Annotated in this window: 13 protein-coding genes; 6 read left to right on the top strand and 7 right to left on the bottom strand. The window is 56.3% G+C overall.

Features of this window, described 5'->3' with window-relative positions:
- Nucleotides 1-113: 113 nt before the first annotated feature.
- The 6 genes from EDB94_RS14245 to styA all read right to left on the bottom strand — a co-directional run bounded on the left by EDB94_RS14245 (nt 114) and on the right by styA (nt 5,676).
- Nucleotides 114-1,535 carry an aldehyde dehydrogenase family protein gene (locus EDB94_RS14245; RefSeq protein ID WP_104272101.1) on the bottom strand — a complete coding sequence of 474 codons (1,422 nt, stop codon included), beginning with the start codon at nt 1,533-1,535 and terminating at the stop codon, nt 114-116.
- A complete protein-coding gene (locus EDB94_RS14240) occupies nt 1,525-1,875 on the bottom strand; it encodes an EthD family reductase (RefSeq protein WP_104272104.1) in 351 nt (116 codons plus the stop codon). Before EDB94_RS14240 ends, EDB94_RS14245 begins: the two co-directional genes overlap by 11 nt.
- Nucleotides 1,876-1,885: 10 nt before the next feature.
- Nucleotides 1,886-3,262, bottom strand: coding sequence for an OmpP1/FadL family transporter (locus tag EDB94_RS14235; protein ID WP_104272107.1), 1,377 nt, complete (start codon nt 3,260-3,262; stop codon nt 1,886-1,888).
- Nucleotides 3,263-3,312: 50 nt separating this feature from the next.
- Nucleotides 3,313-3,801 (bottom strand): styrene-oxide isomerase StyC, encoded by a 489-nt coding sequence (styC, locus tag EDB94_RS14230; RefSeq protein ID WP_104272109.1) that lies wholly within the window; start codon nt 3,799-3,801, stop codon nt 3,313-3,315.
- Between the two features lie 47 nt (nt 3,802-3,848).
- Nucleotides 3,849-4,364 (bottom strand): styrene monooxygenase NADH-dependent flavin reductase subunit StyB, encoded by a 516-nt coding sequence (gene styB / locus EDB94_RS14225; protein ID WP_104272111.1) that lies wholly within the window; start codon nt 4,362-4,364, stop codon nt 3,849-3,851.
- Between the two features lie 64 nt (nt 4,365-4,428).
- Nucleotides 4,429-5,676, bottom strand: coding sequence for a styrene monooxygenase subunit StyA (gene styA / locus EDB94_RS14220; RefSeq protein WP_104272114.1), 1,248 nt, complete (start codon nt 5,674-5,676; stop codon nt 4,429-4,431).
- Nucleotides 5,677-6,261: 585 nt separating this feature from the next.
- On the opposite strand from styA, the gene EDB94_RS14215 reads away from it, so the two are divergent.
- The 6 genes from EDB94_RS14215 (at nt 6,262) to EDB94_RS14190 (ending at nt 12,697) form a co-directional block, all read left to right on the top strand.
- On the top strand, nt 6,262-7,908 hold the full coding sequence (locus EDB94_RS14215; RefSeq protein ID WP_104272119.1) for an AMP-binding protein: 1,647 nt from the start codon (nt 6,262-6,264) through the stop codon (nt 7,906-7,908).
- Between the two features lie 53 nt (nt 7,909-7,961).
- Nucleotides 7,962-8,729 (top strand): SDR family NAD(P)-dependent oxidoreductase, encoded by a 768-nt coding sequence (locus tag EDB94_RS14210; RefSeq protein ID WP_104272124.1) that lies wholly within the window; start codon nt 7,962-7,964, stop codon nt 8,727-8,729.
- A 32-nt stretch (nt 8,730-8,761) separates the two neighbouring features.
- A complete protein-coding gene (locus tag EDB94_RS14205) occupies nt 8,762-9,544 on the top strand; it encodes an enoyl-CoA hydratase-related protein (RefSeq protein ID WP_104272127.1) in 783 nt (260 codons plus the stop codon).
- A 57-nt stretch (nt 9,545-9,601) separates the two neighbouring features.
- A complete protein-coding gene (gene aliB / locus EDB94_RS14200) occupies nt 9,602-10,741 on the top strand; it encodes a cyclohexanecarboxyl-CoA dehydrogenase (protein WP_104272131.1) in 1,140 nt (379 codons plus the stop codon).
- A gap of 68 nt (nt 10,742-10,809) precedes the next feature.
- A complete protein-coding gene (locus EDB94_RS14195; protein ID WP_108018587.1) occupies nt 10,810-12,021 on the top strand; it encodes an ABC transporter substrate-binding protein in 1,212 nt (403 codons plus the stop codon).
- A 178-nt stretch (nt 12,022-12,199) separates the two neighbouring features.
- Nucleotides 12,200-12,697 carry a MarR family winged helix-turn-helix transcriptional regulator gene (locus EDB94_RS14190; RefSeq protein WP_104272141.1) on the top strand — a complete coding sequence of 166 codons (498 nt, stop codon included), beginning with the start codon at nt 12,200-12,202 and terminating at the stop codon, nt 12,695-12,697.
- Between the two features lie 68 nt (nt 12,698-12,765).
- Here EDB94_RS14190 and EDB94_RS14185 read toward each other — a convergent pair whose 3' ends face one another.
- Entirely contained in the window at nt 12,766-13,683 is a 918-nt protein-coding gene (locus EDB94_RS14185) for a sensor domain-containing diguanylate cyclase (RefSeq protein ID WP_181259043.1), read from the bottom strand.
- Nucleotides 13,684-13,819: the final 136 nt, after the last annotated feature.

Raw genomic sequence — 13,819 nt, 5'->3', positions numbered from 1 at the left:
CTCTGGCATAGTAGCCCCAAGCGCTTCCCCTGAAAACCGGGGCTGAGGCGGTTGCCCGTCCCAGCCCCCAAGGGCACAACAACAAACCTTTCGGGAAACCGCTAACGGGCTGACTAACCCCCTCCGCGATTCATACTGACAAGCTGAGCGGTGGTGTACTCGAGCAAACCCTCCTCACCGAACTCAACGCCTATACCCGACATCTTGCAACCTCCAAACGGGCAATGGGGAAGCACTTCGGCGTGGTTGTTGATCCAGGCCGTTCCAGTCTCCAGCTTCATTGCCAGAGCCCTGGCCCGCTCCAGATCACGGCCCCAGATGGAACCACCAAGGCCGTTGGGATTGTCATTGGCTCGGACCATCACTTCCTCAATGTCGGTGTAACGAATCACCGGCAACACAGGACCAAACTGCTCCTCGTCCACCAACCGGGTTCCATCGGATATATCCGCCACAATGGTTGGCGGATAAAAGAAGCCCTCGCCCGGCATTCGTTCACCCCCACAGACGATACGGGCTCCGTTCTCTCTCGCATCGCTGACAAGCTCTTCAATGTATCGCAGCTGTTTCAGGTTCTGGACAGGGCCAAAGCTGTTTGCCGCATCAAACCCACTGCCAACGCCTTGTTCTCTCGCCATGGTGGCAAGACGCTGAACCAGGTCTTCGTACAGGGAGTCATGAACGTACAATCGCTTCAGCGCGGCACAGGTCTGCCCCATGTTGAGAAACGATGTCTGGAAAATGGCACCGGCAATCTCATCGAGATCGGCATCATCCAGCACGATGCCCGCATCGTTACCCCCGAGTTCCAGAGTCAGTCTTTTCAGCGTATCCGAGGCCCCACGCATAATCGCCTTGCCGGTCGGAGTTGAACCGGTAAACACCATCTTGCTGATACCCGGGTGGGTGCTCATTGCCTCGCCGATTTCAACGTCGCCCGTCACACTGTTCACGACACCGGGCGGCACCACCTCGTTGATCAGCTCGACCATTCGCAGGGTACTGAATGGCGTTAATGGCGCTGGTTTTATAACCACCGTATTACGGGTGCGAAGCGCTGGCATGATATGCCAGACCGCAATCATGAGCGGCCAGTTCCAGGGTGTAATGGAGCCCACAACGCCAAGCGGCTTGCGGTGCAGTTCGGCAAGCCGGGTTTCGCTGTCCTCGATGACCTTGACTGGAATATCCAGATCAGCGGTGTATCGAGTCCAGGCAACAGCGGCACCTACTTCCATCTCGGCAAGTGCCAGTGGCTTACCCTGTTCCTGAACCACCATGTGCGCCAGTTCTGAGGCGTTGGCCTCAATGCGACCGGCAATCTCATGCAGCATGGCGCGCACATCGCTCTCGGGAGTATGTTGCCAGTGGCCAAAGGCCGTCTTCGCGGACGCCACGGCCTGATCCAGTTGGGCGACTGAAGTGCCCGGACACTGTGCGAACACCTGCCCACTGGCAGGATCCACGACATCCAGCGAGGGCGCCTCTCCGCTATGCTTCATACCACCAATGGTTAGAGCTGCTTCATAGTTCATTGTCATCTCCTGCACTCAATCGCTCCGGTGTGACCACCAGAGGTTTCAGAATGTCGGTATCCGAGACCACGGTCACCGCACCTTTGGGGGAAAAGTTGCCGATATCACCCGCCAGAAAAATCCCCACATCCGAGGACATGGCACGTTCCAGTGCCGGACCATTCCGGAAAGCGGCTTCGAAGTACACGAAGAACGGTGCACCCTCATCATTCGTCACGCTGTAGGAGGCTGACAGCAAGCCCGGCAACTCCAGTGCTTTCGGAAGATGGACCTCTCGGTAATAGGTCAGAAAGCCGTCTTCGTCGACGGGACGTGGATACAACACCAGTAGTTTTTTCATCCGGCTCACCTCAGAAGTTCAGCGCGTAGTTCAGGACGAAGTTGTCCTGAGACTCCGTCGTTCTCACCGGATTTCCAGTGTTGGTGTTTTGCGGGTTTGACCTGTCGATTTCGAGATTATGGGAATACGCAAAATCAATCTGACTTCGAGTGGACAATCGATATGAGAAACCGGTTGAGAGGATCCGGGTAGGGGTCACGGGCAGGGTCACAAACAGGTCACGATCAGGCACCACCTCGGTTCCATGACGGTAGCCGGCTCGTAAAACCCAGTCGCCAATCGAATACGCAGACCCAACGGCAACAATGGTTTGATCCTTGTAATTCTGGGGGACGACCAGATTCAGATCATCACCTCCGTCACTGGTAAAACCGACATGGATATCCTTCAGTACATCACGCCAGAACACTCTCGACACATCGAGAGACACACGCCAGTGGTCCCGAAGCTCATGGGTTACCCCGAACCCAAGAGAGGCGGGCATCTGAAAATCAGTGATTTCGACGTGTCCCTTGATGGGAATCTGCCCGGCCACCAGATCCACCGCGGTAAGAACCGCATCGCCCTGCAAATCATTCAGGCGGGTTCCAAAGTTATAGGCTGCACCCACACGCGTATTATCTGATGCCCGCCAGCTCAGGCCTAAGCGGCCGCTGACACCCCATGCATCTGCGCCACTGCTCAATGGGTGCTCCCGGGTAAAGCTCAGATGAGCGCCATCCAGGGCAGGCAAAGTAGCCAGGGTGCCCAGCAGGCTTCCACTGACACGGCCGTCGGCAATCAGGCTACCCACCTGATTTGCCCCCAGCAGCAGATTCAGATTCATGCCGCTCCATACCGCATCTACAGTGGCACCGATCGAAAGACTCTCATTCACCCGAAAGCTCAGAGCAAACGGTATATCGACAACCAACAGCCGGCTGCTGTTTTCCAAACCCGTAGCCGTGCCACTGGTCCCATCTGACAGAAAACTGTCGCTGCCGTATTCGGTCCCCAAACCACCCAGCGCAAAGGCACCAACCCCAAATGCCCAGTCGCCCCGGTTTACCGTGTAACCAATCTGTGGCGCAACGTAGGGCCCCCGGTTCTGCCCCCGGTCCGACGACCGCACCTGTTCACCGGTCGTGAGGTCCTCATTAACGATGTCCGCTGTGATCACATCCGCACCAAGACTGAAACGGCGGCCCTCGGGTGCCATTGACAAGGTTGCCGGATTAACCATCATGCCCGCCACGCCTACGTCCTGAGCCAGGGCCGTTCCGCCCATAGCCCTCGAAACGGCACCATAGCCTTCAAGCCTCAACCCCTCCGTCGACCAGGCGAATCCAGAGGCGGCCATAAGCGGAACGCCGAGCAAACCAATAGCTAATTTCGTATGTTTTCGCATGACAAGTCTCTTTTGTTGTTGTCGTAAACAAAGCCGTTGCGACTGCGCAGTTATGCTGAACGCTGGGTGCTCGTTCGGAGCGCCTTCAGACCAATGACGAACAGGGCCCACAACGCCAGAACGCCAAACAGATAGGCAGGTGCAAGCGCTAACACGCTGAAAATATTGCCTTCCCCGTATACATTCGGACCAAACGTCAAACCACGGTTTTCGGAGAGATTGGAGAAGAAGTAGAAACCCACGTTGGACCAACCGTCCGCGACGATGATCCATCCAAGAATCCGGGCCTTTTTAGCCTCGAAATCAAGGTGGGGGAGAATGAACGCGACGGCTATGACCATCATGCCGTTCAGGGCCGGCCCTATGTGGGCCTTGGCCCATCCTTCGGGGGTACCCGGCACGTCAAATTCCACGATGTAGCCCGGAATAATCTCGAATCCCCCGACCAGATTCATCCAGAGCGCAACCCCGAACACCAGGGTTGAAAAAATCATAAGAACACCGTGTCCGGCCATTTTCTTTTCAAATGCACCCAACATAAAACCTCCAGAATCAATGTTGTATTTGTTGTTATAGAAGCCTGCCCTCAGGCGATGGGGGCTGGGTTGTGGTGGTACTTGCTCGCAAAGAACAGAAGCGGTGCCTGGCTGTCAGTATCGGACTTGCCACAGGCAGTCACTCTGGCTATGAACAGCGTGTGGTCATTGACGTCGACCGTTTTCACAACCTCACACTCAAACCAGGCGATGGCGTCGGTCAGGGTTTTGAGAGCCTGGCGCTTGGTAAATTCGGGGGCAGGCATGCCGTTCAGATCGCGCCGACTGTAATAGGCCGAATAGTCTTTGTGGTTCTCACCCAGAATGCTGACACCAAAACTTCCGCGCTCAGTGAGCATGCCGTGCATTTTTCCCGGCTTGAGCGACACCATAATGGTCGGTGGTTCAAGGCTTATGGACGTAAAGCTGTTGACTGTCGCCCCGTGAATGTCGCCATGACTATCCTCGGAACTGATTACCCCAATGCCGGTGGCGAACAGCGAGACAGCCTGACGAAAAGATTGGCCATCAAGTTCCTCGATGGCAGAGCATTTAAGTGCTGACATGATGTTTTCCTCTTTTTGTTCTGAGCAAACGGCCACTCACTCTGAGTGACCGCAACATTCCTTCTCAGGCGGCCTGCGGACCAGCAAATCTCTTGCACCACTCGGCGAGGCGGTCCGGGCTTGAGAAGTAATCCCATTGCTTTTCGGGATAGTTAAAGTTGTTGGTGAATTCATCCGCCATCTCCCGACTCTGGCTCAGGGTGCCGATGAATTGCTGGAACTCTGGAGGTAGCTCCTTGAGGTTCTTGAGCATGTAGTTGGTCCAGCGTGTCGCACACAGAACACGGTCTTCCCGTCGGGATTCCAGATGCTCGACAAAGCGTTCGTCGAAGACGTTGGTCGCTACAATTTCTTCGCCTAGCACCCGAGCAGCGTGAGACGCCATGTTGGCGCCCTGCCCCAGCAACGGATCCACGGTCGCCATGACATCCCCTAATCCGATCACCGTTTTCCCATTGCTCAATTGGGCAGAACCCTCCCGAAAAATGGGGGGAACAGCGCCCTGAAGGATGTCGTTCGCGTCATGCGCCAGATCGAACTTCTCCGGATCGATCCTTTCGGCAACAGAGGGGTGATGCTTGTAAAGTTTTTCAAGCAACAGATCCAGGAACGCCCGAGGGTCATTGTCGTATTTGGTCTTGGACAGAATCTCGAGGTCGCCACCGAAATGGTTTTCCAACACCAATGCTGTGCACATACCATCAAAAGACAGCGTCGGGATCTCAATCATTTCACCGGCGCCCGGCGAGAAGGACATGGTCACTGAGCGGATGGGGGCCTCTTTGATCCCCTTAAACAGCCCCACACAGAGAGCCCGTTGAGGCGTCTTGAAAGGCGTAGCGGATTCCCGGGCTTCAAACAGCGATCCAAACCCGCCTTTGCCGGTGCAGACCACCAGCAAATCGTATTGCTCGGAAAGCGTTTCGAGGTCATCGGCGCTGATCTGCTCATGCACGATAAGTCCACCGCGCTCGGCAAACGAAGTCATGAGCTCCGGCAAGTACAGACGGTAATCAACTGCTCGACTCGGCGTTGCCAGATCCCCGTAAAAACGGAGGGGGGTTGGTGTGCCGACATAATAATAGTGGCCGTAATAGCCGTTCTCGTTGACTGGCCACTTATTCACGTTCAGATCCGCCTCCCGGGCGATCGTAACGGAGTGGTGCGCAACCGTGTTCAGAAGACGGGCTGTGCGATAGTCCTCAGGACGCCGATCGGAATACAAGGTTACATCGACGTTGTGCTGCTGCAGATAGAGTCCCAGATGCAGGCCAGCCGCCCCGGCACCGACGATACAGATACGTTTGTTCATGAAGTCACCTCTGTGTTGTTGTTGTTTCAGAACAACTTCACACTAGCTATGGCGACAGGGCGGAACAATTAACCATGGTTTAGATGGTTTGGTAACCACTGCCTGGATGCCGCCGCTCATCAGAGACTTCAACACCTGAGTATCCAGTGGCTGATGGACTCGAAGAACCGGGGGCTAACGGCAGCACGTAAGGCAGGACTCTCATCGGGAAAGCCCAGTCCTTTTGGACAGGGACTATTGGATCTCCCAATCCGACTTCTGCCAAATAAAGCACCTCCGGACCACCACACTGAGTCAACCCAATTGCTCGCATCCTCCGGAGCCACAACCTCGCACATTTCAATCAATATATTGCTTTAAAATCCCACCTAACCCCACAAAATGATCTTCTGTATTTTCTTCGATTTAGATTAACAAAACTGAATATTTCACCCACCCATCCTGGTGACACGACTCTCGATCCTTAAAGCAATATGTTGACATATTATTCCAAGCGCGCGTATGTTGAACCGGACAAGGCAGGACCCTGCAATTGAGGTCGGAGGCCTTCTAACAACAACAAACCGGACACAACAGGTGAACACGATGGATACAGGCATCTCGCTCAATCCGGAACGCCGTGCCGCGATGATCAACAGCGGCGCGTGGAACGACAAGATCATTACCGACTACTTCGACCAGGCGGTCGCCAGCACCCCGGACAGGGAAGCGATCGTCGGCTATCAGGTCACCAGCGACACCCGCACGTCCCTCACCTATCGGGAACTCAACGACCGGGTCACCCGCATAGCGGCAGGGCTTGCAGCCATGGGCATCGGAAAAGGCGAAGTGGTGGCCTGCCAGCTACCCAACTGGTGGCAGACCACGGCCCTGCACCTGGCCTGCATGCGAATCGGCGCCATTCTGAATCCGCTGATGCCCATTTTCCGGGAGCGGGAACTGCGTTTCATGCTCAGGCATGGCGAGGCCAAACTATTGGTGATTCCAAAGGCATTCCGTGGCTTTGACTACGAAGCCATGATTGACGGCATTCGCGGCGAGTTGCCAGACCTCGAAACCCTGCTGGTGATCGGAGGCGTTGGCGAGCGCAGTTTTGAAGAACGCCTGACAGAGACGCCCTGGGAAGAAAGGCAGGACGTCACAGCTCTGTTTTCCGAACGTCAGCTCAACGCCGACGACGCCATCTACATCCTTTATACCTCCGGCACCACCGGGGAGCCCAAGGGGGTCATGCACACCTCCAACACGCTGTTCTCCAACGTGCGCCCCTATGCCGATCGCCTGCACCTGAACTCCGACGACAAGGTGCTGATGGCCTCGCCCCTGGCACACCAGACCGGTTTCATGTACGGCATCATGATGCCCATCTATCTGGGCACCACCGCCATTCTCCAGGACATCTGGGACGCAGAATACGTCTGCAAGGTAAACGCCGCCGAGAAACCGGCCTTCACCATGGCAGCTACCCCATTCCTGGCAGACCTCGTGAAGACCGCGCCAAATCATGAAGGTGAACTGGATTCCCTGAGAATCTTCGTGTCCGCCGGAGCGCCCATCCCCAGCGCTGTCGTGGAACAGGCCGGCAAGGTACTGAAGGCGAAGATCGTCTCGGCCTGGGGCATGACCGAAAACGGCGCTGTCACCATGACCTGCCCCGAAGACCCGCCTGAACGGGCCAGCCAATCCGATGGAAAGGCCATGCCCTTTATGGACGTGAAAATCACCGACTTTGAGGGCAATGACCTGCCTGCCGGCGAGGAAGGCAGCCTGCTGGTTCGGGGCTCCAGCCTGTTTGTCGGCTACCTCAAACGCCCCGAACTCTATGGCGTGGACGAATCCGGTTGGTTCAACACGGGAGACCTCGCCCGCATGGACAAGGATGGCTATATCCGCATCACCGGCCGGACCAAGGACGTAGTAATCCGCGGTGGCGAGAACATTCCCGTGGTGGAGGTGGAAAACCTCCTCTACAAGTTCCCCGGCATTGTCGATGTCGCCCTGGTGGGCTGCCCGGACGAACGGCTGGGCGAGCGCCTCTGCGCCTACGTCACCCTGGACGAGCACGCCAGCGACATAACTCTGGATCAGGTAAAGACCTACCTGACCGAACAACAACTGTCCCGGAACTACCTGCCCGAATACCTGGAAGTGATCGCGGCCATGCCTCGCACGGCCTCCGGCAAGATCCAGAAATTCAAACTGCGCGAGCAGGCCAAAAAGGTTCGCCTGTAACCGAACGCACGCAGTTAATCCCAGTGATCCGACAACAACAGGAGCAAGTCATTATGAGAGGCCTCAAGGGAAAAACAGTCATCGTGACCGGCGGCGGGGGCGGCATTGGACGTGCCGTATGCCTGCGCTTTGCGGAGGAAGGCAGCCTGGTGGCCGTACTGGACCGGGACGCGAAAACCGCACAGGCCACGGCTGATCTGATTGCCGAAGCCGGAGGCACTGCCCGTGCCTACGCGGCGGACATCACCGACTACGCCGCCATCACCGAGACCGTAGCGGCCATCGAAACCGACCTGGGCACCCCCACCGTGCTGGTGAACAACGCCGGGTTCGACCGATTTCTGCCATTCCTGAAAACCGAGCCAACGCTCTGGGACCAGTTGATTGCAGTGAACCTCACGGGCGCGCTCAACATGCACCACGTGGTGCTGCCGAGAATGGTCGCAGCCGGCGGCGGCAAAGTCGTTAATGTCGCCTCCGACGCCGCCCGGGTTGGCTCCTCCGGCGAGTCTGTCTACGCCGCCTGCAAGGCCGGGCTGGTGGGCTTCAGCAAGACCGTGGCCCGGGAACTGGCCACCAAAAACGTTTGCCTGAACGTGGTCTGCCCCGGTCCCACCGACACCGCCCTGCTCAAAGGCGTGGCAGATACCGCCCCGAACCCGGAAAAGCTGCTGGAGGCCTTCCGCAACGCGGTCCCCATGAAACGCCTCGCGCAACCGGAAGACTACCCCGGCGTCATCGCCCTGCTCGCCAGTGACGATGCCAACTTCATAACCGGCCAGGTCATCAGTGTGTCCGGCGGCCTGACCATGGCCGGCTAAGCGACCAGCTACATGATTTAGGAGAACGCACCATGAATTACGAAGACATTCTGTACGACGAAAACAACGGCGTCGCCACCATCACCATCAACCGGCCGGACCGTTACAACGCCTTCCGGGGCCAGACCTGCATGGAGCTGCTGGACGCCTTCAACCGCGCCGGCTGGAACAAGGACATCGGCGTCATCGTATTCACCGGCGCCGGCGACAAAGCGTTCTGTACCGGCGGTGACCAGGGCGCCCACGAGGGTCAGTACGACGGCCGCGGTCTGATCGGCCTGCCGGTGGAAGAACTGCAGCGCACCATCCGCGAAGTGCCCAAACCGGTGATTGCCCGGGTCAACGGCTTTGCCATCGGCGGCGGCCACGTCCTACACGTAATCTGTGACCTGAGCATCGCCTCGGAAACCGCCATCTTCGGGCAGGTCGGCCCCAAGGTCGGCTCGGTCGATCCAGGTTTCGGCACCGCCTATCTGGCGCGGGTTGTGGGCGAGAAACGGGCCCGGGAAATCTGGTACCTGTGCCGCAAGTACAGCGCGCAGCAGGCGTTGGAATGGGGCCTGGTCAATGCTGTGGTCCCGCCCGAGCAGCTGGACGAAGAGGTACAGAAGTGGTGTGAGGAAATCCTGGAGAAGAGCCCTACGGCCCTGACCATCGCCAAGCGCTCCTTCAACGCCGACAGCGACAATATTGCCGGTATTGGCGCCCTGGGCATGCAGGCCCTGAGCCTCTACTACGACACCGACGAGTCCAAGGAAGGCGTCAACGCCTTCAAGGAAAAGCGCAAGCCGGACTTCCGGAAATTCTACAAGTAAGCCGATCGACCCGGTGGCGACGCACCGCCGGGTCACAGACAACGCCCGGAGAACACCATGAATTTCGGATTCAATGAAGAACAGAACGCGATTCGCGAGGTTGTGGCCCGCTTCAGCGCCGAGGTGCTGGCTCCGGGCTATCGCAAACGGGACCAGGAAGGGGTCATCGAAAAGGCTGTTATCCGCCAGCTCGGCGAGATGGGTCTGCTCGGTGGCGAGCTGCCGGAAGAGTTCGGCGGCAGCGGCATGGATTGTGTCACCAGCGGCCTGATCATCGAGGAAATTTCCAAAGGGGATTTCAACGTTGGCTACATTCCCCTGCTGACCTCCCTTAACGGCCAGATCATTGCCAGCCACGCCTCACCGGACCTCGCAAAAGAGTGGCTGCACGGCATGACCTCCGGACAGAAGGTGGCCTGCATCGCCCTGACCGAACCCCACGGCGGTTCCGACGCCGCCAACCTGCGCCTGAAAGCCGAGAAAAAGGGCGACGTCTACGTACTCAACGGCGAGAAAACCTCCATCTCCATGGCCGACCAGGCGGATGTCGCAGTGGTATTCGCCCGCACCGGCACGGTGGAACAGCGCGCCTCCGGGATCAGCGCGTTCCTGGTACCCATGAACACACCGGGCATCACCACCACCCGATTCGAGGACAACGGTCAGCGTGCCATCGGCCGCGGTTCGATCTTCTTCGACAACGTGGAGGTGCCCGCCAGCCACATGATGGGCGACGAAGGCAAAGGCTTCAAACAGGTCATGCAGGGCTTCGATTACAGCCGCGCCCTGATCGGCCTGCAATGCCTGGCTGTGGCCCAGCAGTCGCTGGATGAAACCTGGCAGTGGCTGACCGAACGTACCGCTTTCGGCCAGAACCTGTCTGCCTTCCAGGGCCTGACCCATCCGCTGGCCGAATACCAGACCTACGTTCACGCCGCCCGTATGCAGTGCTATCACGCACTGTGGCTCAAAGATAACGACCTGCCCCATAACGCCGAAGCAGCCATGAATAAGTGGTGGGGACCGAAACTGGCATTCGACGTTGTGAAACAGTGCCTGTTGGCTCACGGCCACACCGGCTGGGGCGAGGACCTGCCGTTTGCACAGCGTCTGAGAGACGTTCTTGGCCTGCAGATAGGCGATGGCACAGCTCAGATCATGAAAAACATTGTTGCACGGGAATATCTGCCGAAGTAAGCAAATTGGTCACCCTTACAGCAGTAACGAGAACCCAAACCAAAAAGTATCGTAGCGGAGTTAGAACAATGAAAAATACAAAAAAGCTTCTGCCCTCAGTCGTTGCCTCAGCTCTAATTGCAGGTACCACCCAAGCAGCAATCTCTGGAGACACAGTTAAGCTGGGGTACCTTGCTGACATGTCCGGCACTTACCGTGACCTTGCCGGTCCGAACGGTTTTAAAGCCATGGAAATGGCTGTTGCCGACTTCGGCGGGACAGTAAACAATGCCAAGATCGAGGTGGTCAGTGCCGACGATCGGAATAGCCCTGATGTTGCATCCAGCACAGTGCGTCGCTGGGTTGAGAACGACGGTGTCGACATGGTTGGCGGCATGGTGGCCTCTTCAGTAACCATCGCCACTACCAAGATACTTGAAGAAAACAACAAATTGGGACTGATCTCAGGCTCTGCTGCATCCAGCATCACCAACGAGCACTGTACACCCAATCACATACAGTACGTCTACGACACCTACGCACTGTCCATCGGTACTCCGACCGCGATCGTTCAGGAAGGCGGCAAATCCTGGTACATACTGACCGCAGACTATGCCTTCGGTCATGCCATGGAGGCGGACGTTACCCGGGTTGTAGAAGCCAATGGCGGTGAGATTCTCGGAAGCATCCGTCATCCATTCCCAACGCCGGACTTTTCCTCGTTCATCCTCCAGGCCCAGGCTTCAGGAGCCGACGTCATTGCTCTGGCGAACGCCGGTGCGGACACAACCAATGCAATCACCACCGCTGCGGAATTTGGCGTCACGCAGTCGGGTCAAATCATTGCTGGTCTTGTCGTATTTATCAGTGACATTCACGCCCTGGGTACCGAAGCGGCCCAGGGACTGCAGCTGACTACCGGTTGGTACTGGGACATGAACGATGAAACCCGTGAATGGTCTGATCGTTTCATGGAAGAAACCGGTACCCGTCCAACAATGGTTCACGCGGGGATCTACTCCAGCACAATGCAATATCTGAGGGCGGTGGAAGCTACTGGCTCGGATGACGCCCAAACTGTCCGAAAGCATCTGATAGAGACTCCGATCAACGATATGTTCGTCAAAAACGGTCGTATCCGTGAGGACGGCCGGATGGTTCATGACATGTACCTGGCCGAGGTAAAAACACCGGAAGAGTCCACCGGCGAATGGGATCTTTACAAGATTGTTCGAACGATTCCGGGCAACGAAGCCTTCCGTCCGCTTTCGGAGAGCAAATGCAAGCTCATCAATAACTGAGTGAAAACTGCGATCGCGGAGTTCCCTGCGAGATCTCAGGGAACTCCGGGTTCACAGCGCCCTTATCATCCGGACTGAAGCAAGAAAATGCGGAAGACCACCCCGGATCTATGTGAAGATATCGTTGATAAATAAACTTAACGGGCTTGCGAACCATTCTTTACCAACGGGATACGAAATGATCGTCAACGAATCCGGAGGCATTCCCAACCGGCTTTTTTTCCGCCTGTTCCAGACCGGAAACATTCTGCAGCGCCAGGTCCAGAATGAAATGGGCATCAGCGCCGTTCAATGGGCGGTCTTGGGTGCATTGTCCCGGGAAGGATTCGAAAACGGCACCTCATTCAATCAACTCAAAGAGTATCTGTACGTCAGTCGCCAAAACCTTGATGGCGTCCTTAAGCGAATGGAAAGGGATGGGCATGTCGTCCGGATACAGGATCCCCAAGACCGCAGAGCAAGACTGGTAGTACTTACCGAATCCGGTCGAACGTTCTGGAACCGGCTGCAAGACACGATTGCCGAGTTTTACAGACAGGCTATGCAGGAGATGAGCTTTGATGACGGTGTCAGCCTGCTTCACCTTTTGAAAAAACTTCAGCATGGGCTTATTGACGTCTCTCTGGAATCGACCATCCCAGAGCCCCATGACACCGAGAACCTCCAAACCGAATAAAGCGTCAGCCATTCAACTTGATCAAATGGCCAACTCGCAGACTTGGGCACCAGAAGTGAACGCCGGAATCACTGAAAGGTACGCATTGCAGCTCTGTTTTTGCCCGAACGTTTCGCAAGGTACATGGTTTCGTCTGCCAGCATCAGAGCTTTATCGACTCTACCGGGTGCCTCATTAAAAGTGACCATGCCAAGTGAAAATGTCACCGGCCATTTACTTTGATCCATCTTGTTTTCTAAGGTTTGAACCAGTCGCGGCATGAACTGCTTAGCCGCGTCGAATCCCGTATCAGGGAGCAACACCGCAAATTCGTCGCCACCAATGCGTGCTGGGAAGTCGCCGCTACGAAGGCCAGACTTGAGGGCATCCCCCACGTCTTTGAGCACTTTATCGCCCTCTGCGTGCCCGTAGTCATCGTTGATCGGCTTGAAGTTATCTAAATCAATACTGATTAGCGTGAAATGTCGGCCATAGCGGGAAAGACGCTCGATCGAGCGTTCAAGCTCTGCTCGAAAACTGCGTATGTTAGCAATTGATGTAAGGGGATCTGTCCGGGCCAGCATGCGTTCTTGATCTAGTTCATTCCGTAACCCAGTTACGAGGTATCGCTGTTCGGACACATCCTGACAAATCGCCAGGGTGTAACTTCCGGACGCCAAGGTAATCTGCCTTAAAATAATAACAATCGCGAAGTGCGTCCCATCGCCTCGCACAGCTTCCAGTGCAGAATTTGCAATCCGTGTCTCTTTCTCTGGAGAGGCGTGGAAGCGGGCCATCTTATTATCATGGCCATCGCGCTTCTCCACTGGAATAAGCTCCCCAACATGTTTTGCATGGAAGCCATCTCCGCTGGACTTGAAAACCCGCCTGGCCATTTCGTTCGCAATAAGAATTTCACCGCTATCGCCAACCACGAGGGCAGCTTCAGGAAGGGTGTTCAGGAACCAGTTGTAATCGGAGAGACAAGGCAGATTTTCAGTATTCACAAAGTGGGACTCAAAGGTGATAAACCCAACACTAAACAAAGTGTAGTAGCCCCCATTTAAACCGGACACCTTGGTAGAAGCAAAGGCCTAGGCATAGACCTAGTGCAAAGGAGTGTCCAAGGTGGAGAGAATCGAA

Origin of the sequence: Marinobacter sp. 3-2 (assembly GCF_003751355.1) — a bacterium.
Lineage (GTDB): Bacteria > Pseudomonadota > Gammaproteobacteria > Pseudomonadales > Oleiphilaceae > Marinobacter > Marinobacter adhaerens.
Note: the sequence above shows the minus strand (reverse complement) of the source record. Positions and strands in the feature narration are given on the sequence as shown.